Origin of the sequence: Agromyces protaetiae (assembly GCF_030866785.1) — a bacterium.
GTDB lineage: Bacteria > Actinomycetota > Actinomycetes > Actinomycetales > Microbacteriaceae > Agromyces > Agromyces silvae.
Genome location: NZ_CP133018.1, coordinates 2,248,101 through 2,272,825 on the forward strand (window position 1 = coordinate 2,248,101; position 24,725 = coordinate 2,272,825).

Sequence of the window (24,725 nt, forward strand, 5' to 3'; positions counted from 1 at the left end):
CGACTTTCTTTCTCACACACGCGTGCGGCGCTCTCGTCACACGCGCGTGCGGGGCGACCGAAGCCGCCCCGCACATAACGGACCTGTTCAGGCTACCTTCCTGAGGAACTGCACCAGGACGCCGCCGATGAGCGCGACCACCGCGCCGACCAGGAACAGCACAGGATAGTTCTCGCCGCCCTCGGTCGCGCCGATGGCGAGCAGGAACGGCGCCACGATCGGGACGATCGACTGCGGCAGGGTGTTCGCGATGTTCAGCACACCCATGTCCTTGCCGCGGTCATTGTCGTCGGAGATGAGCTCGGAGACGATGGCGACGTCGACCGCGAGGTACACGCCCTGACCGAACCCGATGATGCCGACCGCGATGAGGAACCAGCCCTCAGTCTCGCCGAACGCGAGCATGCCGAGACCCGTGGCCATGATCACGCCGGCGACGACGGCGATGATCTTGCGCTTGCCGAGGCGGTCGGAGAGCCAGCCCGCGATGAGCGACGCGATCACGGCGGCGATCGAGGTCACGAAGGTCGCGTTCCCGACGACCGCGCTCGCGGCCTCCTGCGACAGCTGCAGCTGACTCATGACGTAGTAGAGCTGGTAGGTGATGAGGCTGAAGTAGCCGAGGTACACGAGGAGACGCCCGAACCAGAAGATGCCGTAGTCCCGGTTCTTCACGGGGTTCACGAAGAACGACCCGAAGAAGCTCGCCAGGGTGAACGGCGGCAGCGAGGCCCGGTCGGCCGGCTGGTCCACCTTGCGCAGCGCGATGAGCAGCCAGGCCGACGTGAACGCCACGACGGCGCCCGGCACGAGGTACATGAGCGGCGGCACGGCCGACACCCAGATCACGAGGTAGACGGCGATGACCTGGCTGCCCGTGAGCACGATGCCGAACCAGGCCGACACCCGTCCGCGCAGCCGCACCGGGATCTGGTCGGGGATCACCGCGTGGCATGCGCACGAGACCGCGTTCAGGAAGAACTGCGCGATGGCCCAGCCGATCGTGAGCATGGCGATCGAGTCCGCGAACGCGAGGATCGTGAGGCCCACGAGCCCGCCGATGGTGCCGATCAGCACCCAGCTGCGACGTCGGCCGAACGACCAGGTGGTCCGGTCGGACAGCCGGCCGAACAGCGGCTGCGCGATCAGGGCGATGAACGCTCCGGGCGCGACCACGATGCCGAGGTTCACGATGCGGTCTTCGGGCGTGAGCGTCCCGACGCTGATCGACAGCGCGATGAACGCGGGCGCGAACACGGCGACGAACGCGCCGAACTGGGCGAGGATGACGCCGATCAGCAGCGCGGGCGAGACGGAGGTGGGGGTGCGGGCGGCGTCGCCGGTGGACGCCTGCGCCGTCGAAGTGTCGTTGAGCAACTCTGCTCCTCAATCGGTCACGGGTTGAGGCGCCTCGGGGCGAGGGCCTTACTGTGATCGAAGCTACTGAGCGCCCGACGGGCGCCCCCATGTGCCGCGGGCACAACGAATCCGGGTTGCGATGGGGCGCGGCATCCTCATGGAACGGATGTCTCGCGACCGATCTCGAACAGAATACGCACCGTCAAGCCCTCCCCCTCGCGACCCCGTCCGCCGTAGCGTGCTGCCCATGACTGGACGCGACGAACCCAACACGCAGGGCGACCCCGACGAGAACACCGAGGCCGACACCGCATCGGGCGGGGCGCCGGAGGCGCCGGACACCACCGACGACGAAGGCCGGCCGGTCGACAACCCCTCAGGCTGAGGTCTCCTGCGGGGCACGCTGTACGCGCTGCCGAGGTCTGCGCTCGAGCCTGACCCAGGCCACGAGGATCCCGGCGAGCAGACCGCCGACCCCGTCCGCCGCGAGGTCGCCGATCGTGTCGGTGTAGGTCACGAAGATCTCGTCGGTCACGAACTCCTTGCCGAGCCACTCGATCATCTCCCAGATCGCGCCGAGCGCGAGGCCCAGAGCGGTGACGATCACGATCGGCGTGCGGCGAAGCGCGCCGACGGCCGCCGGCGCCGGAACGACCTCGAGACGGGCCAGCGCGAGGTAGAGCAGCGCCGCGAGCACGCCGGTACAGACGACGTGCATGACGAGGTCCCAGCCGGGGACCGTGCGGTACAGGTCGAACACGTTGCTCCACGCGGCCGCGAGCACGACGACGCCTGAGATCAGGTCGAAACCCGCGCGTGCGCCCAGGAACCTCGGGGCGAAGACGGCCGGGAGCGCGGCCGCCACGACGCCGGCATCCGTCGGGGCGAACCAGATGAAGGCCACGACGATGCCGAGCACGCCGATGACCCGCACGACGTCGGCGCCCCACTCGAGGCGGGTGCGGGGGGGCCGCAGGAAGTCATCGATCATGCCGCGCTCCCCTCCCCGACGCGCACGACCGCCTGCACCGGCAGATGGTCGGACGGCCAGTCGCCGTCGATCCGGCGCGCGTTGATCGCCACCCGGTCGACGGTCAGGCCCTCGGAGACGAGAATCCGATCGAGCCGTGACCCCTCGGGGCGAGGCATCCGATAGCCGCCGAACGTGCCGACCGCGGCGGTGAGGCGATGCCCCCCGTTCGTCCACGTGTCGACGAGCAGGTCGTCCGCGAGCAGCGCGCCGACCGTGCGCGAGCGATCGCCCGCGTTCAGGTCACCGGTGACGATGGTGGGGTCGTCGCCGACGAGCGCGCGGACGTAGGCGACCGAACGGATCCGCGACCGCCCCGAGAACGGGTCGAGATGGGTGTTCAGCACCCCGAGCCGGCTCCCGGTCGCGACGTCGCGGAAGCGGGCGGCGACCGCGATCCGAGGGATGACGTTCCCCCACGACCGCGATCCATCCTGGTCCGGATGCTCCGACAGCGCGTGCTGCCGCCACTCGATGAGCTCGAGCCGGCGGGAGTCGTACACGATGGGGCATCCCTCGCCCGTGCGCTGCCGCCCACGACCGTGGCCGACGAACCGGTGACCCGGCCCGAGCGCGGCGAGCACGTCGCGCATCTGGTGCGGCACCGCCTCTTGGAGGCAGAGCAGCGTCGGCCGCTCGTCGGCGAGAAGCGTACGTGCCCGCGGACGGCGGTGGGACCAGCGATCGGCTCGACGCCCGCTGAGCCGGCCGAGCGGTCGCCTGAGGTTGAAGGTCATGACGTGCAGACCCGGCGGCGCCACTGGGCCGACGAGCGGACCACGACCGACGTCGCGATCACGTGCAGTCGGATGGCTCACCACGGCTCCTCGGTCGGCTCTTTCACGATACCGACGGTCGATGCGTGGCGCCCGCGCTTGACGCCCCGCGCCGCGTTCGCTATCGGCGCCGGGCTCAGTCGAAGATGCCGTCGAGCACGCTGCCGATCACGAGGCCACCGAGGATGCCGCCCATCATGTCGCCGCCGCCACCGCGTGGCCGGCCGCCGCCCCAGCCGCCGCCACCGCCCCAGGGATCTTGGGGACGCGCGGAGTCGATGTCACGCTGCGCGAGGTGCAGTGCCTCACCCGCGAGATGGGCGGCACGGCGGGCCATGGCCATGGCCTGCTCGCGGTCGTCCTCGTCGATCGCGGTCGCGGCGGCCGCCCGGCCGAGCAGGTGGTCGAGCTCGACGCGGATCCGCTCGGCCTCCGCGAGGCGCGTCCGGGCATCGGCGCCGATCCAGCCGCGGTGACCGGCGATGAGGTCGCGGGCCACGGCGAGCTGACGGTCGGCGTCGTCGATCGCATGGATGACGTGGTCGAGCGGTGGGATGGGCCGGGCCGCGCGCTCGCGTGCGGCCGCGATCGCCGCGTCCAGGCCGGCGTTGGCCTCGCGCAGCCGATCGAGGTGCGTGAACGGGTCGGCGTTCACGCCCGCGGGCGGCAGCGCCGCGAGGGCGGCCTGCAACTCCCCGATCGCGGCGGTGACCTTGGGTGAAGCGGGTTCCTTGAGCGCCACGACGAGGTCGCCCCGCGAGTCGTCCACGATCGCGCCCAGTGTGGACTCGGCACGCAGCGCCTCGACCTCGAACGTCTCGACCGCGTCGAGGAGCGTCGCCGCTCGTCGCACCGATTCGGTGGATGCCTCGAGCGCGAGGTTGGCCTGCTCGCGCTGCCCGGCCGCACGTCGGCGCTCGGCGACGCCCGCGCTGTGCTCGGCGAAGCCGAGGAGCTGCTCGGCCTCGCCCGGATTGGCCTCGACCTGGGCGAGCGCGTCGGCGGCATAGCGCGCAGCCAGCCGCGACACGGTCTCGCGTGCGTGCGGAATCCGCTCGCGGAGGCGCGAGGCATCCGCTCGCACCGAGGCGAGGATCTCGGGTGCGCGACGCGCGCGCGCGATCTTGTCGGCGAGCGCGGCCGTATGGTCGTCGAGGAGCTCTTCGCCCCACTCGCACAACTGCACAATGCGCGCGTTGCGGGTACGCAGCTCTTCGGCGGTGTCGGGGATCTCGTCGTGATTGAGCTGGTGCAGCCGGAACGCCTCGCCCATGTGCGTGCGCACCGCGGTGAGCGCCTCGGCGAGCCCGGTCGTCGCGTCGGGGCCGAGCTCGGCCTCGGCGAACACGAGCTCGTCGGAGGTCACGCGAATGCGCTCGTCGGCGGCGACCAGGGCCGCTCTGGCGCGCTGCGCGAGGTCGGCGTCTTCTGCCCGCACCTGCTGTTCCTGCTCGCGTCGGCGCTTGCCCCAGAATCCGGCCATGCCTTCGATCCTATTGGCGCCCTCGCCAGCGTGGTGCACTCCCTCGAGGTCCCAGCGACCCGATGGCCTGCGAGCCCGACGGATCCGCGCGGGTCGCGGTCTCAACGCAGGTCGTCTCGCATGGCCGAACGGATGCGCGTGGCGATGTGCAGGTTGAGCCGGGAGTCCGGGTCGGCAACGTCGCGGCCGCTCACCTCGCGGATACGGCCGAGACGGTACCGCAGCGTACTCCGGTGGATGATCAGCGCCTTCGCCGTGCGATCGTAGTTGCCACCTGCATCCAGGTACACGCCGAGGGTGCGAACGAGGTCTGAACGGTGAGCCCGGTCGTGTTCGATCAGCGTGCCGAGCCACTCAGACACGAACCGTTCGAGTTCGGCCCCATCACCCGAGGTGTCGAGGATGCGAAGCAGACCGAGATCGTCGTGGTTCGATATGCCGAACGGCCGACGCGACTCGGCCCGGATGTGCAAGGCGCGCCTGGCCTCGCCGAACGAAAGGGCGAGGTCTCCGGGGAGGTACCGGCCGCCGATGCCGATCGTACCCCGCGTACTGCACACCGCGGTGGACAGCCTCTCGTAGAGGCTGGAGAGGTCGTGGCCATCGGCGACCACCGCGAGCATCACCTCGGATCGCCGTGTGATCAGGGCCGGCACGCGCATCGCGGCGAGCTCGTGTCTCAGCGCGGCGCCGAGGTCGACACCGTTCGGCGTCGGGGACTCCCAGATGACGAGGACCACGCGTTGGGCACCGCTCAGATCGAAGTGCAGCGCTTCGGCTCGGGCGAGGCCGTCGACGACGACGGTGCCCTCGACGAGATCGTCCGCGAGGTCGCGCCCCAGCCTGATCTCCACCTCCGCGATCTCCCGGCGGTGGGCGAGCTCGACGGCGATCATCGCGCTCGCGTACTCGACGGCGAATCGATCGATGTCGCTCCGGCTGTCGTCCGGATCGTAGATCCCGATGACTCCGAGCGTCTCCCCACGAGCGCGGATCAGCGTCGAACGCCACTCAGCGCTGAGCGACCCGGCGGGCGAAGGCCTGCCGTCGGGAAGCAGCGCGCTCGAGGGCCCTGCGGGGCCTCCGGCGGCGATGAAGACGCGTTCGTTGCCGAAGGAGTCCTGCAGCATGACCGACCGCCGGAGGATGTCGCTCAGGGTCTCGACGATCTGCGCCTCGCCGTCGCCGGTTCCCGCCGCGGCGAGGAGCGAATCACGGATGTGCTGGTGCGAGCTCAGCCGGGCGATCGTGGCCGCCATCGTACGGTTCGAACCCGCCTGCGTCTCGCCGAGCAGGCTGAGCTCGCGGGCGTGACGGCGCTCGCGGTCGATGAGGTCGGCCGTCGCGAGCGCAGCCCCGGTCGGCTCTGCCAGCGCGTGCAGCAGGAACATCTCCCCGCTCGATGGTTCCGCTGACGACTGGAGCACGAAGGCTCCTCTGACCTTGCCGGTCCCCCAGAAGAACAGCACGTACCGCCAGACATCACCATGCTCGAGGACGCCGCTCGTGCCTGCCCGCGCCTCGACGGCCAGATCGAGTCGGCGGTTCGCTCTGCCCGAATAGCGGACGAGCCCGGCGTCCGCGGCGATGTACACCGTGCGAACCACGCATCCGGTGAGCGCCCTGGCTGACGCGCTCGCGAGGCGCACCGTTCCTGCTACGGACGGGCGCTCGAACATTCTCGATCCCAGCTTGAAGAGGTCGAACAGACTCGCCTGCGTCTCGGAGTCGAGGTCGGCCTGCGCGAAAGGGTCTGGATCGCTCATTGCGCCCATCGTGATGCACTCTCCGCACCTCGACACTAACCCGTTCCGGTGTACCCCGACAGTGCGAGACCTGAGGTTTCTTTCACCCTCGGAGGACGAAGATTCGCGCGAGACACAGGCGCACACTCGGCACCAGGCGCGACACGTGGTCGGGTGCTCGATCCGGCCACACCACGAAGGGGACGTCTCATGGCCAAAGCAGTCGGCATCGACCTGGGTACCACGAACTCGGTGATCGCGGTGTGGGAGGGCGGCGAGGCAAAGGTCATCCCGAACGCGGAGGGCGCTCGCACGACCCCGTCCGTCGTCGCATTCACGGACACCGGTGAGCGACTGGTCGGGCAACTGGCCCGGCGGCAGGCGATCCTGAACCCCAAAGGCACGATCTCTTCGGCGAAGCGATTCATCGGGCGCAACTTCGACGAGGTCGAGGCGGAGGCCAAGGCGGTCGGATTCGACATCGTGCCAGGTCCGAACGGCGAGGCGAGGTTCACCATCCGCGGAAAGCTGTACGCACCGGAGGAGATCAGCGCACTCGTACTGCGGAAGCTCGCCGACGACGCAGGGAAGTTCCTCGGTGAGAAGGTCACCGAGGCCGTCATCACGGTCCCGGCGTACTTCAACGACGCCCAGCGCACGGCGACGAAGGACGCCGGCCGCATCGCCGGGCTGGAGGTGCTCCGCATCATCAACGAACCGACGGCAGCAGCGCTCGCCTACGGGATGGACAAGAAGGAGCATGAGACCGTCCTCGTCTTCGACCTCGGCGGCGGCACGTTCGATGTGAGCCTGCTCGACGTGGGTGACGGCGTCGTGGAGGTGCGCTCGACCGCGGGCGACACCCACCTCGGCGGCGACGACTTCGATCGCCGTATCGTCGACTACCTCGCGGACGAGTTCCAGAAAGACAACGGCATCGATCTCCGCCAGGACTCCCAGGCGCTGCAGCGTCTCTTCGAGGCGGCCGAGAAAGCCAAGGTCGAGCTCAGTACGGTCAGCCAGACGCAGGTCAGTCTGCCGTTCATCACGGCGGATGCCGCCGGCCCGAAACACCTCACCACGACGCTCAAACGCGCCACCTTCGAGAGCATCACCGCGGACCTGGTGGAACGCTGCCTCGGCCCGGTGCGTCAGGCGATGGAGGACGGAAAGGTCACGGAGAACGACATCGACGAAGTGATCCTCGTCGGCGGCTCGACGAGGATCCCGGCCGTGCAGAGCCTCGTCAGGCGGCTCACCGGCGGCAAGGACCCGAACATGACCGTGAATCCGGATGAGGTGGTCGCCGTCGGCGCAGCCATTCAGGCGGGCGTGCTCAAGGGTGAGGTCGGCGACGTGCTCCTGCTCGACGTGACCCCGCTCTCGCTGGGTGTCGAGACCCGCGGCGGGGTGATGACGAAGATCATCGAACGGAACACGACCATCCCCGCGCGCCGGAGCGAGGTGTTCTCCACCGCTCAGGACAACCAGGACTCCGTCGAGATCGTGGTGCTGCAGGGTGAGCGCGAGCGCGCCGCCGACAACCGCGTCCTCGGCCAGTTCACCTTGACCGGGATCCGACCGGCGCCACGTGGCGAACCGCAAGTCGAGGTCACCTTCGACATCGATGCCAACGGCATCCTCAATGTCAACGCACGCGACAAAGACACCGGAGCAGAGCAGGGCATCACGATCAGCGGCACCACCAATCTCGATCAGGCCGAGATCGAGCGCATGGTGCAGGAAGCAGAACACCACCGCGCCGAAGACGCACGCCTGCGCGAAGACATCGACGCCCGGAACGAACTGGACGCGGCTGCGTACCGGGTCGAGCGCGCGCTGTCGGAGCGCGGCGGGTCGGTACCCGAGCATGAGCGCTCACGCGCCGAGATGCTGATCGGACAGGCGAGGGAGGCCGTCGAGCGACAGGTCTCCGCGTCCGAAGCCCGAGAGCTGACCGGCGAACTGCAGCAGGTGGAGGCCGCGCTGTCGGTCGCCCGGGCGGCCGAGTCGTCGCCTGAGAGGCCGGCCGATACCGGCGAGAGCGACGCGGCGGACGACGTCGTGGACGCCGAGTTCGATCGGAACTGAGGACCTCGAGAGCCATGGAACTCCCCGACGAGCGCAGCACGGACGCTGATGACGGTCTCGCCTCCGACGAGCGTTCCGACACCGAGGACCAGCCCTCACCGACCCCGCCAGACGATCTGGAGCTCCGCCTCGCGGACGCCGAGAACGGCTGGCGTCGTGCGGCGGCGGATCTGGACAACGCCCGGAAACGTGCAACGCGTGAACTCGCACTGGCACGCGACGCGGAGCGGGCTCGCGCCGCATCCGTCTTCCTTCCCGTCGTGGATGGGCTCGCAGACGCGGTCGGCTACGCGAAGCAGGTGAACGAAGGACTCGCCGAGGGCATGGACTCGATCCGCGAACACGCCGTCGCCGCGCTCGAGCGACTGGGCTTCCCGCGGATCGACCACGTCGGAGTGCCGTTCGACCCGCGCATCCACGAGGTCGTCTCGGTCGTCGAGGACGCTGACGCACCGCCGCGGACGGTGGTGGCCGTCACTCGGCTGGGATTCGGGACTGCCGAGCATCTGCTGCGGCCGGCAGGCGTCGTGGTCACCTCGGCGGAGGAGTGATGTCGTGGCAGACGACTATTACCAGCTCCTCGGCGTCCCGAGGTCGGCCGACGCCAAGGAGATCCAGCGCGCGTACCGCACGCTTGCCCGCAAGTTCCACCCGGATGTGAACAAGGAGGCGGGCGCCGAGGACAGGTTCAAGCAGATCAGCGAGGCGTACCACGTGCTGTCCGACCCGGAGTCGCGGGCCCAGTACGACCGGTTCGGCCCGGAGTTCCGCCAGTACGCCGCTGAACGCGAGTACGCCACGCAGGCCGGCGGCACCCGCGGAGGCGGCGGCCGCTCCAGAGCCCGGCCGGGACCGTCCGGTTTCAGCTGGTCGAGCGCGCAGGGCGCCGCCGGTCCGGGCGGCGATTCCGTCAACTGGGACGACCTCTTCGGCGACGTGTTCGGCTCGATGCGGGGCATGGACCGCGAGGCCGAGCTCGAGCTGACCGTCGAGGAGGCCTTCCACGGCGGTCCGAGGACCATCGTGCTCTCCGGTCCGGACGGCGACCGTCAGACGTACGACATCCAGATCCCGTCCGGTGTCCTCGACGGCCAGCGTATCCGCGTCGCCGGTGGCGGCGGTGCCGGGAGGCAGGATGGCGGGTCCGGAGACCTCATCATCACGTTCAGGGTCCGACCCGACCGCCGCCTCCGGCTCGACGGCAAGAACATCGAGCTGGATCTCCCGATCTCTCCCTGGGAAGCCGCTCTCGGGGCACGCGTGTCGACTCGGGTGCCCGGCGGCCCGATCACCGTGCGGGTTCCGCCCGGCTCATCGAGTGGGCGGCGGCTGCGGCTGAAGGGCCAGGGGATGCCGCAACCGGGCGGACGGCCAGGCGACCTGTTCGCGAAGGTCAAAGTCGTGGTCCCCCCACACCTGACCGACCGTGAGCGCGAGCTCTTCCAACAGCTGCAGCGCGAGTCCGCCTTCGATCCGAGGTCGTCATCATGAGTTCGCCCCTGCTCCCGGCGCTCCCGCCCCGCCTGGACCTCGAGATGGTCGCCGCCGCGTCGCGGGTGCATCCCGAGCTGGTTCGACGGTTCGTCGAACTCGACCTCGTGCCTGCCATGCAGGACGGGTCGGGTCGGTTGTGGTTCACCCCGGCCGCGCCCGAACTGGTGCGTCGCATCGTGCGGCTGCACGCCGACCTGTCGCTCAACTACGCCGCCGTCGCCCTGGTCATCGACCTGCTCGCCCGCATCGATGCGCTCGAGAACCGGCGATGGGTGCTCTCCGCCCGAAACGAGGCCCCGCCATGGAAATGAACAAGCTGACCCAGAAGTCCCAGGAAGCCCTGCAGGAGGCGCAGAGCATCGCGAGCCGAAACGGCCAGACGGAGACCGACAACGAGCACCTTCTGCTCGCATTGCTGACGCAGGAGGGCGGGCTGATCCCGCGATTGCTCGAAGCGGTCGGCGTCGATCTGACCGTGCTGCTCAACGAGGTGCAGCACGCGATCGAGCGGAAACCGAGCACGACCGGCCCAGGAGCGACGCCCGGCCAGGTGTTCGTCTCCAAGACGCTGGCGGCGACCCTCGATCGTGCCGAGCGTGAGGCGACGCGCCTCAAAGACTCCTATGTCTCGGTCGAGCATCTGCTGCTCGGGCTCGCCGACGACCCCTCCGGCAGTGCGGCTGCGCGCCTGCTGCAGAACAACGGCGCGACCCGGGAGACCTTCCTCAAGGCCCTCGCCGCGGTTCGTGGCAACCAACACGTGAACTCTGCGACGCCCGAGCAGACCTACGAAGCTCTGGAGAAGTACGGCCGAGACCTCGTTGCCGACGCGCGGTCGGGCCGGCTCGATCCGGTCATCGGACGTGACACCGAGATCCGTCGTGTCGTCCAGATCCTGTCGCGCAAATCGAAGAACAACCCGGTGCTGATCGGCGAGCCGGGTGTCGGCAAGACCGCCATCGTCGAGGGCCTGGCCCAGCGGATCGTCCGCACCGACGTCCCCGAAGGGCTTCGCGACAAGACGATCTTCCAGCTCGACCTCGCCGCGCTCATCGCCGGCGCCAAATACCGCGGCGAGTTCGAGGAGAGGATGAAGGCGGTGCTGGCGGAGGTCATCGCCTCGGACGGGCGCATCCTCTTGTTCATCGACGAGCTTCACACCCTGGTCGGCGCGGGCGCGACGGAGGGCGCGATGGATGCGGGCAACATGCTGAAGCCCATGCTCGCGCGCGGCGAACTCCACCTCATCGGCGCGACGACGCTGGACGAGTATCGCAAGCACATCGAGAAGGACGCCGCCCTCGAACGCCGCTTCCAGACCGTGCTGGTGGATGAGCCGAACGTCGAAGACGCCATCTCGATCCTCCGCGGACTGCGCGAACGCCTGGAAGTCTTCCACGGGGTGCGCATCCAGGACAACGCGCTCGTGGCGGCCGCGACGCTCTCGCACCGGTACATCACCGACCGTTTCCTGCCCGACAAGGCCATCGACCTCGTCGACGAAGCGTGCGCCCGGCTGCGCACCGAGATCGACTCGATGCCGGCCGAGCTCGACGAGCTCACGCGACGGGTGACCCGACTCGAGATCGAAGAGGCCGCACTGGAGAAGGAGACGGACACGCCGAGCCGGGTCCGCCTCGACGAACTGCGCCGCGAACTCGCGGACCTGAAAGCCGAGGCCGACGCGAAGCGCGCGCAGTGGGAGGCCGAACGGCAAGCCATCCGCAAGGTGCAGGACCTGCGCAGTGAACTCGAGCAGGTACGACGTCAAGCCGAGGACGCCGAGCGGAGCTATGACCTCACCCGTGCCGCAGAGCTGCGCTACGGCAGGCTCGCCGAGCTCGAACGTCAGCTCGCCGCTGAAGAACAGCGACTCCAATCGAAGCAGGGCCAGCAGAGGCTTCTGCGCGAAGTCGTGAGTGACGAGGAGATCGCCGAGATCGTCGCGGCCTGGACCGGCATCCCCGTCGCTCGACTTCACGAGGGCGAACGGGAGAAGGTGTTGAAACTCGACGAGATTCTGCACGAACGTGTGGTCGGACAAGAGGAGGCCGTGCGACTGGTCACCGAGGCGATCATCCGCGCACGGTCCGGAATCCGCGACCCTCGGCGCCCGATCGGATCCTTCATCTTCCTCGGGCCGACGGGCGTCGGCAAGACGGAGCTCGCCAAAGCACTCGCCGGCGCCCTGTTCGACAGCGAGTCCGCGATGGTCCGCCTCGACATGAGCGAGTACCAGGAGCGGCACACGGTCAGCAGGCTGGTCGGAGCCCCTCCCGGATACATCGGGTACGACGAGGGCGGCCAGCTCACCGAAGCCGTGCGCCGGCGTCCGTACTGCGTCGTGCTCTTCGACGAGATCGAGAAGGCGCATCCGGATGTGTTCAACGCCCTGCTGCAGGTGCTCGACGACGGCCGCATCACCGACAGTCAGGGGCGGACGGTCGACTTCCGCAACACCATCGTGATCATGACGTCGAACATCGGCGCGGAAGAGTTGCTGACCGGTGCGCGGGACAGCGGCGGCGGCATCTCGGAAGACGTGCGGGGGCGCGTGCTCGAGCAGTTACGCGGCCGCTTCCGCCCGGAGTTCCTCAACCGTGTTGACGACATCATCATCTTCGCTCCGCTCGGCCTCGAGCAGATCGAGGCGATCGTGGACCTGTCGATGGGCGAGCTGCAGCGGCGCCTCGCCGAACGCCAGATCACGCTCGAACTGACACCGGAGGCACGGTACCTGATCGCAGAGCGCGGACATGACCCGCTCTTCGGCGCGCGTCCTCTGCGCCGGTACATCTCGCACGACATCGAGACCCGTCTGGGCCGCGCACTCCTCTCCGGAGCGGTGGTGGAGGGCTCCACCGTGCGCATCGACGTGCGGGAGGGCGACCTCGCCGTCGACGTGGTGCAGGTGCCGGCTGCGTCAGACGTCGACGCGGAGGTCGACGCGGAAACCGACGCAGGGGTCAGGGCATGACGACGAGCGAGGCGACCACGATCATCCGCTGCCCCAATTGCGGGCACAAGAACCGCGTACCCCTCGCGGCCGATGGGCGGCCGCGGTGCGGGCACTGTCATCGGGCGCTTCCCTGGATCGTCAGCGCGCTCGACGACACCTTCGCCGAGATCGCCGAGCAGGCGGACCCCCCGGTGATCGTGGATATGTGGGCGACCTGGTGCAGCCCCTGCCGCATGGTCAGCCCGGTACTCGAGCAACTCGCCACCGAGCGCGCGGGCGACGTGAAGCTGGTCAAAGTGGATATCGACCGGGCTCCGCGTCTTTCCTCGCGGTTCACGGTGCAGGCGGTGCCGACATTGATGATCCTGCACCACGGCAAGGTCGTCGCCCGGCAGGCCGGCGCCGCACCCGTCGAGGTGTTGCGCCGCTGGTTCGATGACGCGATGACGAAGGACGCGGAGGACGAGAAGAAGGCCGGCGCCGGCAGCGGCGATGGACGAGGACGTGGCTCATGATCACCGACCGCGATCCCCCTGGAAGCCCCGATCCGGTCGCGGAGACGCCCGACGCGCTCGGCGCATACCCACGGCTCACGCCCGCCCAGCTCCAGGCGCTGAGCGACGTCGGGAGGACCGTACCCGTGTCTCAAGGTCAGGTGCTCGCCCGAGCCGGCGAGCGCCTCGGGTCGTTCTTCGTCGTGGTCGAGGGCCGGGTCATGGTCTCCGACGGCGACCCGGACGTTCACCGGCCCGACCAGGGATCGAGCCCTGACGATGCCGGCGGTGCGGATGCGCGCGTCGAGGTCCACGGACCCGGCCGTTTCGTCGGCGACATCGGCCTCCTCGAAGGGCAGCCCTCCTTCGCCACGATCACCGCGCTGGAACGCGGGGCGGTGCTCGACGTGCCGATCCCGGAACTGGAACGGATCGTGACGGGCGATCCACTGATCGGCGACGTCATCCTCCGCGCGTATCTCATCCGGCGGTCGATGGCGATCGGCTTCGGCAGCGGACTGCGTGTCGTCGGATCGCGTCTCTCCCCCGACACCCGGCGACTGCTCGACTTCGCCGCGCGCAACCGGATCCCGCACCGACTGCTCGACCTGGAACACGATCCAGGCGCCGAAGCCATCGTCCGCCGGCTCGGCCTGAACGTCGCCGACGTCCCGGTCGTCATCGTGGGAGGCTCGCGGGTCCTGCGGAACCCGTCCGTCGCCGAGCTCTCGGACGCGCTGGGCCTGCGAAGTACCAGACCTCCAGCGACCACCGATGTGCTGGTCGTCGGCGCAGGTCCGGCGGGCCTCGCTGCCGCGATCTACGCTGCCTCCGATGGACTCTCGGTCGTCCTCTCCGACGCCGTGGCGACCGGCGGACAGGCCGCTCGCTCCGCCCGGATCGAGAACTACCTCGGATTCCCCGCCGGGATCTCGGGCGCAGAGCTCGCCGACCGTGCCGGCCTGCAGGTCGCGAAGTTCGGCGCCGCGCTCGTCGCACCCGCCGCAGCCGAACAGCTCATTTCCGACATGGGTACGGTCGAGGTCCAGTTCTCCGACGGGACGAGCGTCAGCCCACGAGCGGTGGTGATCGCATCCGGAATGGAGTACAACCGCCTCGCCGCCGCCAATCTCGATCGCTTCGAGTACACCAGCGTCTACTACGCCGCGACGATCAACGAAGCACGAGAGTGCGGCACCGACCCGGTCGTCGTGGTCGGCGGCGCGAACTCGGCCGGTCAGGCGGCGGTCTTCCTGGCAGACACGGCCTCGCACGTCCACCTCGTCGTACGCGGGCCGGACCTGGCGGCGAGCATGTCGCGATACCTGGTCGCCCAGGTCGAGGCACATCCTCGTATCGAGGTACGCCGGAACACCGTGGTGATCGAGGCGAACGGCACCACTCACCTCGAGTCGGTCACCGTCGAGCATCTGCTCTCCGGCAGACGAGAGGAGATCCGCACCGCCCACCTCTTCGTCTTCATCGGTGCGAGGCCTGCCACGTCCTGGCTCGGACCCGAGCTCGAACGCGACGAGCGTGGCTACCTCATCACCGGACCGCCACGAGAGTCCTCCGGCTCGCGCCGGCAGCCCTTCGAGACCTCGGTTCCCGGTGTCTTCGCCGTGGGTGACGCCCGCAGCGGGTCGGTGAAGCGCATGTCGGCGGCGATCGGCGAAGGTGCGAGCGTCGTCAGGATGGTGCACGACTACCTCGACACCGGCGGCAGCCGGCTCTGAGCCAGGTGCGACCAATCGATGGGGCCTCCGGGTTCTCTCGCCTGCTCGCGATGCCCGGGCTTGCGCCGAGCCCCCCTCATCGTGCCACGATACTGAGGGTCGCTCATGGTATCGGACGCGGCGGACGGCATGAGATCGGCGGCACAGGGCCTCGCCGCCGATGGGAGCGAGGAGCGCACGGTGGCACAGGACGGGAACGCCGACGTGCTGGTGATCTTCGGGATCACCGGCAACCTCGCGAAGGTGATGACCTTCCGATCGCTGTACCGCCTGGAGGCGAGGGGGCTGCTCGACTGCCCGATCCTCGGGGTCGCCTACGAGGACTGGACGATCGATCAGCTCGTCGAGCGCGCCCGGAGCTCGATCGCGGCGACGGGCGAACCGCTCGACGAGGCGGTGTTCGCCCGGCTCGCCGCCCGACTCGCGTACGTACACGGTGACTTCGACGATGCGGCCACCTACGAGCGGGTCGCCACCGCCATGGGCGGGGCGACGACGCCGGTCTTCTACCTCGAGGTCCCGCCGGCGCTCTTCTCGAGGGTCGTCGCCGGCCTGGCGGGTGCGGATGTCACAGCGAACGCCCGTTTCGTGATCGAGAAGCCGTTCGGTCACGACCTCGCCTCCGCTCGCGAACTCGCCGCGGACCTGCACCGGCACCTCGACGAGTCGCAGATCTTCCGGATCGACCACTACCTCGGGAAGATGGGCCTCGAGGAGATCCTCTATCTGCGGTTCGCGAACACCATGCTCGAGCCGGTGTGGAACCGGAACTACGTCGAGTGCGTGCAGATCACGATGGCCGAGGACATCAGCGTCTCAGACCGGGGCCATTTCTACGATCCGGTCGGCGCGCTCCGCGACGTGGTCGTCAACCACCTCATGCAGGTCTTCGCGGCGGTCGCGATGGAGGCGCCGTCGCACGGCGACCCCGAGACGATCAAGGACATGGAGACCGCACTGTTCCGGTCCACCGCCGACGCCGACCCCCGCCGGTACGTCCGCGGCCAGTTCGACGGGTATCGCGAGATCGACGGGGTCGCGGCCGACTCCACGACGGAGACGTACTGCGCGCTCCAGCTCGAGGTCGACAACTGGCGCTGGGCCGGCGTGCCGTTCTTCATCCGCACCGGCAAGCTCTTGCCGATGCGGCAGACGGAGGCCCGCCTGATCTTCAAGCGACCCCCGAACCTCGGCTTCGGGCAGTTCGACGCGACACGCGAGCCCGACCAGCTCGTGATGCGGATCGATCCGTCGACCGGCCTGCGGGTCCAGCTGAACGCCCACCGGGCGGACACCCCGAGGCCCGGCGCGGTGACCCTCGACCTGCGCTTCTCCGAAGAGGGCGGCGAAGGCCCGACCCCGTACGAGGTGCTCCTGCATGCGGCGCTCACCGGCCGGCGAGCCCGGTTCTCGCGGCAGGACACCGTGGAGGCGGCCTGGCGGGTGATCCAACCGCTGCTCGACCATCCGTCGCCGATCCGGCCGTACGCGCCGAAGACCTGGGGCCCGGCCGAGGCCGACGCCCTCGTCGCCGACGTCGGCGGGTGGCGGAAGCCGTGGCGGTGACGCCCGACTCGACGTCGCGATGTCTCGGGTGTCACCGATCCGATCACCGGGACCGGCGCTGCCCAGGACGGCTTCTCAGAGGTTGCGGGGTGCGTCCGGGTCGTCCGCGATCCGGTCCGCCTGACGCGCCACGGCCCTGCTCGGCCTCGCTCAGCGGGGGCAGGCCGACCTGGTCAGCCGGAACCCCCGCGTACGGGTCAGCGCTGGGGAATTCCTGGCTGAAGGAGCCTGCGACGACTCCCCCGGGGGGAACTTCGTCGCCTGCGGCGCCCAACAGCGTCTCCTCGCCGGGCGCCTGCTCCGGTACGTCGTCTCCGAGGTGCTTGCGATGCCACTCGCCGCTCATGTGCTCTCCCATCACGTCCAACAGGGCCACACCGAAGACCGGGCGACTCTGGAGCTCGCCCGCATCGTGCACGGAGTGTCGATGAAGTCTACGACGCGCGGAGGCCGCCCCCGACTCCGAACCTCGGTGATTGCTCGACCGATCTCGACATGACCGGGGATTTCTCGCCGATCCCGAGACAAAGGTCGGATACGCGTTGACGCATCAAGTCCCGGCCCTCGGCTTCGCCACACGAACTCGTGCTGCCGTCTCGTCACTCGCGCTGTTCGCGCCCGTTCGGGCTACTCGATAACGAGGATCGGAACGAACTCCGCCAAGGGGATCGGATCCCGGTTCTGATCGAACGCCCGGAGCAGGTCGATGTACGTGCGCTTGTCGATGCTCCAGTCATAGACAGCCGGCGGCGAATCCGTACCCTGCGCTGCGAGATAAACAAGGTCACCGATCAAGCGCGTCGCGCGCCCATTGCCGTCGACGAACGGATGAATCCGGACGAGTTCGGCGTGCATGGCGATGCCGAACTGACGAGCATCCCAGTCGGTCGTTCTCGCCCATCGGTACGAGAGATTGTTCAAGGTCGCATGCAAGTCGACCTGCACCTGTGCCGGATCGACCCCGATGCTGAGACACCCAGCTCGCCGCGCAGTACCGCGTTGATGAGGTCCAGAGCGACAGCCTGCTCGATCTCTTGCTCAAGTTCAAAGATCGCGGCCTTCAGGGGCGGATCCCCGACCACCGCTCGAGCCTCCGCCGTGAGCGCATCCGCTTCGTCCGGATCGAGCGGCGTCTCGCCGTATCCAGGATCGCACGTCACTTGCCCGCGCGAATCGCGCGCGCCTTGGCAGCCTCGACGAAACGACGGGCCTCTGCCGACGCCACGTACCCACTCGGCACCACCCGGTTCTCCAGCTTCGCCGACGCCGCAGTCGAACGAAACACCGCACGCCGCAGTGCAACCGGCGACACCTTCCGAACAGCAGCCATGTCACACCTCCCAAGAACGTTTCGCCGTTGTACGGGGGAATGCTGGCCTTCGGCCATGGGACCCACCCTTGCAGCATTTGCACACCAGTTGGGAGGCATCAACCAGAATCATGATCGGCTTGAGGACCAACCCCAGCCAGTCTGGCTGCTCGGACGGCCCGTCTGCTGCCGACCTGCGGGCTGGGGACCACGTCAGGCATGTGTAGGGCGGACGGGACTTGAACCCGTGACCGATGGATTATGAGTCCACTGCTCTAACCGGCTGAGCTACCGCCCCGTGCGTCGAGGGCGGGGCAGCCGCTACTCGGGGAGCGACGCCGACTCGACGTCGGTGACCGGGTCGGCCACCGGCCTCCCACGATACAGGCTCTCGAACGTGTTCAGCGTGGTCTGGATATCGTGCGGGGCGATCATCCGAAGCGAGCCCTCTTTGAGCGCCCGATAGTCCTCGGCAGGCGCTTCGAGCACGGTGCGCAGCTTGGCCGCGAGGTCTTCGGCGCTGCTGGGCTCGAAGAGGTAGCCGTTCTCGCCGTCGTGCACGAGGTGTGGCAGCGCCATCGCGTTCGCGGCGACGACCGGCAGCGCGGAGGCCATGGCCTCCATGGTCACGATCGACTGCAGCTCGGCGATCGACGGCATCGCGAGCACACTGGCTCGGTGGTAGGCCTCGCGAAGCTCTTCGTCGGTGACGTACCCGGTGAAGGTGACGCGGTCGGCGAGTCCGAGCTCGGCGGCGAGCTGCTGCAGGTTCTTCAGCTGGTCGCCGCCGCCGACGATCTCGACCTTGGCGTCGAGCTCGGCGGGCAGCAGGGCGGCGGCGCGCAGCAGCACGTCGATCTGCTTCTCGCCGGTGACCCGGCCGACGAACAGGATGCGGTTCTCAGTGCGCGGCTCCCAGTTCGGGGAGTACTTGTGCGCGTCGATGCCGCACGAGATCGCGTGCACCCCGCGAAGACCGGTGTGCTTCTCGAGGAACTGGGCGGCCCGACGTGTCGGCGTGGTGACCGCCTGCGCACGGCCGAAGCTGCGGCCCGCGGCCTTCCACGCGAGACCGACCGCGAAGTCCTGTACCCACTTCGGCAGCAGCGTAAACTCGAGCATGTTCTCGGGCATGAAGTGGTTGGTGCCGACGATGCGGATGCCCCGCTTCTCGGCCTCGACCGACAGTCCGCGACCGACCACGATGTGCGACTGGAAGTGCACCACGTCGGGCTTGACCCGGTCGATCACGCGCGCGCTGTTCTGCGTGATGCGCCACGGCAGCGCGAAGCGCAGCCAGTCGTGGGGGTACCAGCGCCACGAGTACAGCCGGTGGGCGGTGATCTCCTGGCCCTCGTGGATCTCGGTCCAGGTGCCGTGCTTGCGGCTCGCGGCCGGCGCCATGACGTGCACCTCGTGACCGCGCTCGACCAGCCCTGCGGCGAGCCGTTCGGCGAACCGCGCGGCACCGTTCACATCGGGCGCGAACGTGTCGGCGCCGATGAGGATGCGCAACGGCCGGTCGGGCTCGGCGGCGTCGGCGGGCGACGCACCGGATGTGTCAGGCACGGGTGTGGGTCCTCACAGTTCGGTCGGGGGCCGATCGGCCCTCCGATGGCTGGCGCGGATCGTGGCGCGCGGGCTGTGTCAGAACATAGTCTACGCAGCGCAGATCCGAGGCCCTTGGGTGCGCATGTCACCCGATCGGATGACTCGGGGCGCCGCCGTTCGCTCAGACGCGCGTCTGCGGGTGGTTGCGCGCGAGCTGGAACACGCCCCACACCGCGATGAGGCCCGCGAGCACGAACACGCCGATCGCCCAGAGCGGTGCCTGCGAGGCCTCGCCGAGCACGACGATGCCGATGGTCACGGCGACGATCGGGTCGACGACCGTGAGCCCGGCGATCACGAGGTCGGGCGGACCCGACGCGTGCGCGTTCTGGACGAAGTATGCCCCGAGCGCGGTCGCCGCGAGCAGGGCGATCACGCACGTGAGTGTGAGCCATTCGAACTCGCCCTGCTGCAGCCGGCCGAGGATGACCTTCGCGAGCGTGGCCACGAAACCGTAGATCACGCCGGCCATGATCACGTAGAAGATCGCCCGCAGCCGATTGCGGAAGATGATGAACGCGGCCCCGGCTGCGGCGAGGACGACCGCCAGGACGATCAGGATCGTGATGAGGTGCTGGTCGGTCACCGGCTTGTCGACGGCGGTGAAGGCGGCGACGCCGACGAAGAGGAAGACGCCGCCGACGCACATGGCGATCGCGATGATCGCCTTATGGTTGAGCTTCACGTGCGCGACGCGCGAGTTCACGATCGAGGTCAGCACGAGCGCGATCGCGCCGAGCGGCTGCACGACGATGATCGGTGCGAAATAGAGGCTCGAGAGCTGGAAGACGATCGCGAGGCCCAGCATGAGCGTGCCGAGCACCCACGACGGGCGTGCGAGCAGCAGCATCAGCTGCCGGCCGTTGAGTCCCTTGCCGAACGAGTCGACCGTCCGCGACTCGACCTTCACGACGCCGCGGTGCTGGAACTGCGCTCCGAGGGAGAGGAAGATCGCGCCGACGAGCGCCAGCGGGATGCCGATGAACTGAACGGGGTCGAGGGCGATCTGCTCGGTGAGCTCGCTCAGGTCCGGATCCACGCAGTCGACCCTACCGGCTTGCTCACCGATATCCTTGGCGAATGGCCGTACGACCGATCCGAATCACCGGCGACCCCGCGCTCCACTCCCCTGCCGCGTGGGTGCCCGAGATCGATCAGGGCATCCGTGAGCTCATCGACGACCTCTACGAGACCATGGACCGGGCTCCGGGGGTCGGTCTCGCCGCACCCCAGGTCGGTGTCCCGCTCCGGATCTTCACGTACGGCTGGACCGACGAAGACGGCGTCGCCTGGCGCGGGGTCGCGATCAACCCCGAGCTGTGGATCTCTCCCCCGCCGCCGGGTGAGCCGGGCGACGACGAGGCGGAGGGCTGCCTGTCGTTCCCGGGTGAGCGGTTCGGGCTGCGCCGGGCCGAGCGGGCGATCCTGCGCGCCACCGACATCGAGGGCACACGCTACGAGATCGAGGCGAGCGGATGGCTCGCCCGCATCTTCCAGCACGAGTACGACCATCTCGACGGCGTGCTGTACACCGACCGGCTCGGCGACGACGACCGCAAGATCGTGCACAAGATCACGAAGAAGCTCGGCTGGGGCAAGCCCGGCAAGCAGTGGCTGCCGGGCGTCGACGACCTCGAAGGCTGAGCCGCCCACCTATCCGCGCCCGTGCGTCACGTGAGCGCGCGGATGCCCGCGGCGACGCCGGCCGCCGCGAACACCACGATCACGAACGGCACCCTGAGCGCGAACAGCGCGGCCGCGACGATCACGGCGGGCAACCGGGCGTCGATCTCGAGCGCCTGCCCCGCACCGAACGTCTGCACCGCGATGAGCGCGGCGAGCAGCGCCACCGTGAGCAGGTCGGCGATCCGTGCCGGGCGCTCGCGCTCGAGGAATCCGGCCGGGACGAAGTACCCCGCGAGCTTGAGAGTGAGCGTCGCCGCGCTCGCGAGCAGGATGATGTGCCAGACGGTCATGCGGCACGCCTCCGCCCGAGGACGTCGAACCACCCGACGCCGACCGCGACGAGCGCGGCGACGAGGACCGGCAGGCCGGGCATGAGCACGGGCGTCGTCATCGCCGCCACGAGGCCGGCGGCGACCGCGACCGCGCCGGTCTGCAGCGTCTTCAGCCGCGGCCACAGCAGGCCCAGGAACGCGGCCGCCGCGGCCGCGTCGAGCCCCCAGGCATTCGTATCGCCGATGGCGTCGCCGATCAGCGCACCGATCAGCGTGGTGAGGTTCCATCCGATGAAGATGGCGATGCCGGTCACCCAGAACCCGATCCGCGCCTGGCGCTCATCGGTCTGCGCGAGTGCGACGGCCGTCGACTCGTCGATCGTCACCCACGCCGCCGCGGCGCGGCGCCACGGGCCGCCCCGGTCGACGACCGGCTTCATCCGCATGCCGTAGACGACATTGCGCACGCCCAGCAGCGCGGCGGTGGCGATCGCGGAGCCGCCCGCGGCGACGCCGCCACTGGCGAGCACGCCGACGAGCGCGAACTGCGATCCGCCCGTGAACATGATCAGGCTGAGGAACGAGGTCTGCCAGACGTCGAGCCCTGCCGCGACAGCGAGCGCGCCGAACGAGATGCCATACACGGCCGTGGCGAGCCCGACGGCGAGCCCGTCCCGCACCGCGGGCGACCTCACGCCGCTTCGCGGCGCGGCATCCGCCTCGTCCTGTTCCCCGCCCACCTCGCCTCCATGCACGACTCGCCACCCGAACCGATTCAGGATAGCGACATCTCGGTGCCCGGGGCTCATGCCGCGGCCGAGCTCAGTCGGCGCGCCAGCGCACGCCCATGATCTGCGAGACCGCCTCGAGCAGGTCGGCCGCGCGCACCGTCACCGCGTACTCCGGGATCGGTTCCAGCTGGGTGCGATGCACCGGCCCGAGCGAGACGGTCGCCGTGTCCAGCTCGTCGGCGTCGTCGACGGTCAACACCACGTCGAACCCGTTCTGCACCTCGTCCGACGCGATCTGACGCAGCCGCCAGTACGGGCCGATCGGCTCGAGATCCGATTCGTACGCCTGACCGAAGCTGATCGGAAGCTCGAACGCGAGCGCCCGGATCAGATCCCCGCCGTGCAGCATGGTCTGCGGGCCGGGCACCACGCGTCCTGGCAGCGAGGATCCGTAGAGCAGGAGTTCGTCGTCGGCGTGACCGGCGAGCAGCAGCATCCGGCGCCCGTCGACGTCGGGCACCCGCCTGGCCGAGAACGGCAGGTCGCCGTCACCGACCGTCAGCTCGAAGCCCGCCTCGTCGCCCACTCTGAGAGCATCCCAGACCCGCCCTGCATCGTCGCTCTGAATTCGCCGCACGACGCACGCCTGCTGAGGGCGGACGTTCCTGATGGCCTCGCTTGCGGCACGCTCGTGATCGGCGGAGAGTACCGACCTGAGGCACCTACTCACTGGAGCTGTGCCGCGACGCAACCTCGCGGCCACGCAATCGACAGAGACGGAAGACCACATGTGCACGGGGCTGAGCTACACGACGAAAGACCACTACTTCGGACGGAACCTGGATCTCGAGTATTCGTACGGCGAGACCGTCACGATCACGCCGCGCAACTTCACCTTCGAGTTCCGACAGTGCCCGGCACTCACGACCCACTACGCGATCATCGGAATCGCCGCGGTCGCCGACGATTACCCGCTGTACTTCGACGCCGTGAATGAGAAGGGCCTCGGCATGGCCGGGCTGAACTTTCCTGGCACGGCCGAGTACAAGCCCGCGGCTGATCAGCGCACGAACGTCGCACCCTTCGAGTTCATCCCCTGGGTGCTGGGCCAATTCGAGACCGTCGAAGACGTGAAGACCGCGCTCGAAACCGTGAACGTGCTCGATGTGTCGTTCAGTCAGGCGTTCCCGGTCTCGCCGCTGCACTGGATCATCGCCGACAAGGAGCGATCGATCACGGTCGAAAGCGTGCGCGAGGGTCTCCGCGTGTACGACAACCCGTTCGGGGTGCTGACCAACAACCCCACCTTCGACATCCAAACGTTCACGCTCAACAACTATCAGCACCTCTCGGCCTACCCGCCAGAGAACCACTTCGCCCCGGACGTGAGTCTCGACACATACAGCCGCGGCATGGGAGCGATCGGCCTTCCCGGCGACCTGTCGTCAGCGTCTCGGTTCGTGAAGGCCGTGTTCACCAAGATGAACTCGGTCGCCGGCGAGTCCGAATCGGAATCGATCAGCCAGTTCTTCCACATCCTCGGGTCGGTCGCGCAGCAGCGCGGGTGCGTGCATGTCGGCGACGACGGCAAGTTCGAGATCACGATCTACTCGTCCTGCTGCAACGCCGACCGCGGCATCCTGTACTACACGACGTACGAGAACTCCCAGATCACGGCGGTGGACATGCACAACGAGGATCTCGACGGGTCGGCGCTCGTGGAGTATCCGATGGTCAAGAGCCAGCACGTGCTGGCGCAGAACTCGCCTGCCGGTCAGCGTCCGCCGAACATGACGCAGCCGATGGACGCGACTCCCACCCGAACGTGAGCAGACGGGTTCGAACGGAGTTCGCCGAAACGCAACACAATGGCCCGGCCTCCGAAGAGACCGGGCCTGAACTGCTCCCCCACTTGGACTCGAACCAAGAACCTATCGGTTAACGACCTCGTACCGGGCTGGCGCAGGATCCGGCCGAGGTCCCGCGGAATCAGAGGCATCGCCGGAGGACTTACAGGCGCCGGCATCACGGGATTTCACCGGGAATCATCTCATTCCGTGTCAATATTGCATCGTATTTTGCACTGGGCAGTTTCATGTTGCGCACGAAGCGAACGATGTCGAATCCTCGGAGTGTCGACCTGCGTAGATCGTCGCGGATGTCGCGACGAGGATCGTGCCGAACACAGCCGCGTTGATAGAGGACGGCCCGCCATGCTCCGTCCACTCGTCCCGTTCGAGCCCGCGTGTCGGCGGGATCGTCCATCGGCTTGACACCCAGACCCGCCGAAGCGTCGTCACGCTGCAGTTTCTCGAGGAACGTCTGCACCTTCGCCTTGGGTGTTGTCGAGTGTCGGCCGGGGCGTTCGAGCAGAAGCACGAGC

General features: G+C 68.7%; 24 protein-coding genes and 1 tRNA gene. 11 read left to right on the forward strand and 14 right to left on the reverse strand.

What is annotated here, in order from left to right; genetic code table 11:
* Nucleotides 1-87: 87 nt before the first annotated feature.
* Complete coding sequence (locus QU602_RS10430) at nucleotides 88-1,377, reverse strand: MFS transporter (protein WP_308796381.1); 1,290 nt, start codon at nucleotides 1,375-1,377, stop codon at nucleotides 88-90.
* Nucleotides 1,378-1,606: 229 nt separating this feature from the next.
* Between QU602_RS10430 and QU602_RS10435 the strand changes: the two genes are divergently transcribed.
* A complete protein-coding gene (locus QU602_RS10435) occupies nucleotides 1,607-1,744 on the forward strand; it encodes a hypothetical protein (protein ID WP_308796382.1) in 138 nt (45 codons plus the stop codon).
* On the opposite strand, the gene QU602_RS10440 is transcribed toward QU602_RS10435, so the two are convergent.
* The 4 genes from QU602_RS10440 to QU602_RS10455 all read right to left on the reverse strand — a co-directional run bounded on the left by QU602_RS10440 (nucleotide 1,736) and on the right by QU602_RS10455 (nucleotide 6,414).
* Nucleotides 1,736-2,350 carry a hypothetical protein gene (locus QU602_RS10440; protein WP_308796383.1) on the reverse strand — a complete coding sequence of 205 codons (615 nt, stop codon included), beginning with the start codon at nucleotides 2,348-2,350 and terminating at the stop codon, nucleotides 1,736-1,738. The genes QU602_RS10435 and QU602_RS10440 overlap by 9 nt on opposite strands.
* Entirely contained in the window at nucleotides 2,347-3,207 is an 861-nt protein-coding gene (locus QU602_RS10445; protein WP_308796385.1) for an endonuclease/exonuclease/phosphatase family protein, read from the reverse strand. Before QU602_RS10445 ends, QU602_RS10440 begins: the two co-directional genes overlap by 4 nt.
* A gap of 94 nt (nucleotides 3,208-3,301) precedes the next feature.
* Nucleotides 3,302-4,648, reverse strand: a complete 1,347-nt coding sequence (locus tag QU602_RS10450; protein ID WP_308796386.1) for a coiled-coil domain-containing protein — start codon at nucleotides 4,646-4,648, stop codon at nucleotides 3,302-3,304.
* Between the two features lie 101 nt (nucleotides 4,649-4,749).
* Nucleotides 4,750-6,414, reverse strand: a complete 1,665-nt coding sequence (locus QU602_RS10455; protein WP_308796387.1) for a PucR family transcriptional regulator — start codon at nucleotides 6,412-6,414, stop codon at nucleotides 4,750-4,752.
* A 189-nt stretch (nucleotides 6,415-6,603) separates the two neighbouring features.
* On the opposite strand from QU602_RS10455, the gene dnaK reads away from it, so the two are divergent.
* The 8 genes from dnaK (at nucleotide 6,604) to zwf (ending at nucleotide 16,733) form a co-directional block, all read left to right on the forward strand.
* On the forward strand, nucleotides 6,604-8,484 hold the full coding sequence (dnaK, locus tag QU602_RS10460; RefSeq protein ID WP_308800148.1) for a molecular chaperone DnaK: 1,881 nt from the start codon (nucleotides 6,604-6,606) through the stop codon (nucleotides 8,482-8,484).
* A gap of 14 nt (nucleotides 8,485-8,498) precedes the next feature.
* On the forward strand, nucleotides 8,499-9,035 hold the full coding sequence (locus QU602_RS10465) for a nucleotide exchange factor GrpE (protein WP_308796388.1): 537 nt from the start codon (nucleotides 8,499-8,501) through the stop codon (nucleotides 9,033-9,035).
* Nucleotides 9,036-9,039: 4 nt separating this feature from the next.
* Entirely contained in the window at nucleotides 9,040-9,975 is a 936-nt protein-coding gene (locus QU602_RS10470; protein WP_308796389.1) for a J domain-containing protein, read from the forward strand.
* Complete coding sequence (locus QU602_RS10475; RefSeq protein ID WP_308796390.1) at nucleotides 9,972-10,289, forward strand: chaperone modulator CbpM; 318 nt, start codon at nucleotides 9,972-9,974, stop codon at nucleotides 10,287-10,289. Before QU602_RS10470 ends, QU602_RS10475 begins: the two co-directional genes overlap by 4 nt.
* The gene (gene clpB, locus QU602_RS10480; RefSeq protein ID WP_308796391.1) at nucleotides 10,280-12,955 is read left to right on the forward strand and encodes an ATP-dependent chaperone ClpB; all 2,676 of its coding nucleotides are present in this window, start codon (nucleotides 10,280-10,282) and stop codon (nucleotides 12,953-12,955) included. The genes QU602_RS10475 and clpB overlap by 10 nt, the downstream gene beginning before the upstream one ends.
* A complete protein-coding gene (gene trxA / locus QU602_RS10485; RefSeq protein ID WP_308796392.1) occupies nucleotides 12,952-13,452 on the forward strand; it encodes a thioredoxin in 501 nt (166 codons plus the stop codon). The genes clpB and trxA overlap by 4 nt, the downstream gene beginning before the upstream one ends.
* The gene (locus tag QU602_RS10490; protein ID WP_308796393.1) at nucleotides 13,449-15,167 is read left to right on the forward strand and encodes an FAD-dependent oxidoreductase; all 1,719 of its coding nucleotides are present in this window, start codon (nucleotides 13,449-13,451) and stop codon (nucleotides 15,165-15,167) included. Before trxA ends, QU602_RS10490 begins: the two co-directional genes overlap by 4 nt.
* Before the next feature lie 129 nt (nucleotides 15,168-15,296).
* On the forward strand, nucleotides 15,297-16,733 hold the full coding sequence (gene zwf / locus QU602_RS10495; RefSeq protein ID WP_308796394.1) for a glucose-6-phosphate dehydrogenase: 1,437 nt from the start codon (nucleotides 15,297-15,299) through the stop codon (nucleotides 16,731-16,733).
* A gap of 627 nt (nucleotides 16,734-17,360) precedes the next feature.
* Here zwf and QU602_RS10500 read toward each other — a convergent pair.
* The 5 genes from QU602_RS10500 to QU602_RS10520 all read right to left on the reverse strand — a co-directional run bounded on the left by QU602_RS10500 (nucleotide 17,361) and on the right by QU602_RS10520 (nucleotide 20,692).
* A complete protein-coding gene (locus QU602_RS10500) occupies nucleotides 17,361-17,654 on the reverse strand; it encodes a Fic family protein (RefSeq protein WP_373692800.1) in 294 nt (97 codons plus the stop codon).
* A gap of 235 nt (nucleotides 17,655-17,889) precedes the next feature.
* On the reverse strand, nucleotides 17,890-18,063 hold the full coding sequence (locus QU602_RS10505) for a hypothetical protein (protein ID WP_308796396.1): 174 nt from the start codon (nucleotides 18,061-18,063) through the stop codon (nucleotides 17,890-17,892).
* Nucleotides 18,064-18,266: 203 nt separating this feature from the next.
* Nucleotides 18,267-18,340, reverse strand: a tRNA-Ile gene (locus QU602_RS10510).
* A 23-nt stretch (nucleotides 18,341-18,363) separates the two neighbouring features.
* Complete coding sequence (locus QU602_RS10515; protein ID WP_308796397.1) at nucleotides 18,364-19,611, reverse strand: glycosyltransferase; 1,248 nt, start codon at nucleotides 19,609-19,611, stop codon at nucleotides 18,364-18,366.
* A 163-nt stretch (nucleotides 19,612-19,774) separates the two neighbouring features.
* A complete protein-coding gene (locus tag QU602_RS10520) occupies nucleotides 19,775-20,692 on the reverse strand; it encodes a DMT family transporter (RefSeq protein ID WP_308796398.1) in 918 nt (305 codons plus the stop codon).
* Between the two features lie 41 nt (nucleotides 20,693-20,733).
* Here QU602_RS10520 and def point away from each other — a divergent pair, with 41 nt between their 5' ends.
* Entirely contained in the window at nucleotides 20,734-21,297 is a 564-nt protein-coding gene (gene def / locus QU602_RS10525) for a peptide deformylase (RefSeq protein WP_308796399.1), read from the forward strand.
* Nucleotides 21,298-21,323: 26 nt separating this feature from the next.
* On the opposite strand, the gene QU602_RS10530 is transcribed toward def, so the two are convergent.
* The 3 genes from QU602_RS10530 to QU602_RS10540 all read right to left on the reverse strand — a co-directional run bounded on the left by QU602_RS10530 (nucleotide 21,324) and on the right by QU602_RS10540 (nucleotide 22,928).
* Nucleotides 21,324-21,629 carry an AzlD domain-containing protein gene (locus tag QU602_RS10530; protein WP_308796400.1) on the reverse strand — a complete coding sequence of 102 codons (306 nt, stop codon included), beginning with the start codon at nucleotides 21,627-21,629 and terminating at the stop codon, nucleotides 21,324-21,326.
* Nucleotides 21,626-22,351: an AzlC family ABC transporter permease gene (locus tag QU602_RS10535; RefSeq protein WP_373692801.1), complete on the reverse strand. Its 726-nt coding sequence runs from the start codon at nucleotides 22,349-22,351 to the stop codon at nucleotides 21,626-21,628. The genes QU602_RS10530 and QU602_RS10535 overlap by 4 nt, the downstream gene beginning before the upstream one ends.
* Before the next feature lie 82 nt (nucleotides 22,352-22,433).
* A complete protein-coding gene (locus QU602_RS10540; protein ID WP_308796401.1) occupies nucleotides 22,434-22,928 on the reverse strand; it encodes a hypothetical protein in 495 nt (164 codons plus the stop codon).
* A 202-nt stretch (nucleotides 22,929-23,130) separates the two neighbouring features.
* On the opposite strand from QU602_RS10540, the gene bsh reads away from it, so the two are divergent.
* Nucleotides 23,131-24,171 carry a choloylglycine hydrolase gene (bsh, locus tag QU602_RS10545; RefSeq protein ID WP_308796402.1) on the forward strand — a complete coding sequence of 347 codons (1,041 nt, stop codon included), beginning with the start codon at nucleotides 23,131-23,133 and terminating at the stop codon, nucleotides 24,169-24,171.
* Nucleotides 24,172-24,367: 196 nt separating this feature from the next.
* Here bsh and QU602_RS10550 read toward each other — a convergent pair whose 3' ends face one another.
* Complete coding sequence (locus QU602_RS10550) at nucleotides 24,368-24,721, reverse strand: hypothetical protein (protein WP_308796403.1); 354 nt, start codon at nucleotides 24,719-24,721, stop codon at nucleotides 24,368-24,370.
* Nucleotides 24,722-24,725 lie beyond the last annotated feature (4 nt).

Excerpts from the sequence above, each read along its gene's own strand:
- QU602_RS10455 (WP_308796387.1), bottom strand. The coding sequence starts at position 6,414 with ATGAGCGATCCAGACCCTTTCGCGCAGGCCGACCTCGACTCCGAGACG.
- QU602_RS10505 (WP_308796396.1), bottom strand. The coding sequence starts at position 18,063 with ATGGCTGCTGTTCGGAAGGTGTCGCCGGTTGCACTGCGGCGTGCGGTG.
- QU602_RS10530 (WP_308796400.1), bottom strand. The coding sequence starts at position 21,629 with ATGACCGTCTGGCACATCATCCTGCTCGCGAGCGCGGCGACGCTCACT.
- QU602_RS10475 (WP_308796390.1), top strand. The coding sequence starts at position 9,972 with ATGAGTTCGCCCCTGCTCCCGGCGCTCCCGCCCCGCCTGGACCTCGAG.
- bsh (WP_308796402.1), top strand. The coding sequence starts at position 23,131 with ATGTGCACGGGGCTGAGCTACACGACGAAAGACCACTACTTCGGACGG.
- zwf (WP_308796394.1), top strand. The coding sequence starts at position 15,297 with ATGAGATCGGCGGCACAGGGCCTCGCCGCCGATGGGAGCGAGGAGCGC.
- QU602_RS10450 (WP_308796386.1), bottom strand. The coding sequence starts at position 4,648 with ATGGCCGGATTCTGGGGCAAGCGCCGACGCGAGCAGGAACAGCAGGTG.
- clpB (WP_308796391.1), top strand. The coding sequence starts at position 10,280 with ATGGAAATGAACAAGCTGACCCAGAAGTCCCAGGAAGCCCTGCAGGAG.
- QU602_RS10465 (WP_308796388.1), top strand. The coding sequence starts at position 8,499 with ATGGAACTCCCCGACGAGCGCAGCACGGACGCTGATGACGGTCTCGCC.
- QU602_RS10435 (WP_308796382.1), top strand. The coding sequence starts at position 1,607 with ATGACTGGACGCGACGAACCCAACACGCAGGGCGACCCCGACGAGAAC.
- trxA (WP_308796392.1), top strand. The coding sequence starts at position 12,952 with ATGACGACGAGCGAGGCGACCACGATCATCCGCTGCCCCAATTGCGGG.
- QU602_RS10440 (WP_308796383.1), bottom strand. The coding sequence starts at position 2,350 with ATGATCGATGACTTCCTGCGGCCCCCCCGCACCCGCCTCGAGTGGGGC.
- dnaK (WP_308800148.1), top strand. The coding sequence starts at position 6,604 with ATGGCCAAAGCAGTCGGCATCGACCTGGGTACCACGAACTCGGTGATC.
- QU602_RS10490 (WP_308796393.1), top strand. The coding sequence starts at position 13,449 with ATGATCACCGACCGCGATCCCCCTGGAAGCCCCGATCCGGTCGCGGAG.
- def (WP_308796399.1), top strand. The coding sequence starts at position 20,734 with ATGGCCGTACGACCGATCCGAATCACCGGCGACCCCGCGCTCCACTCC.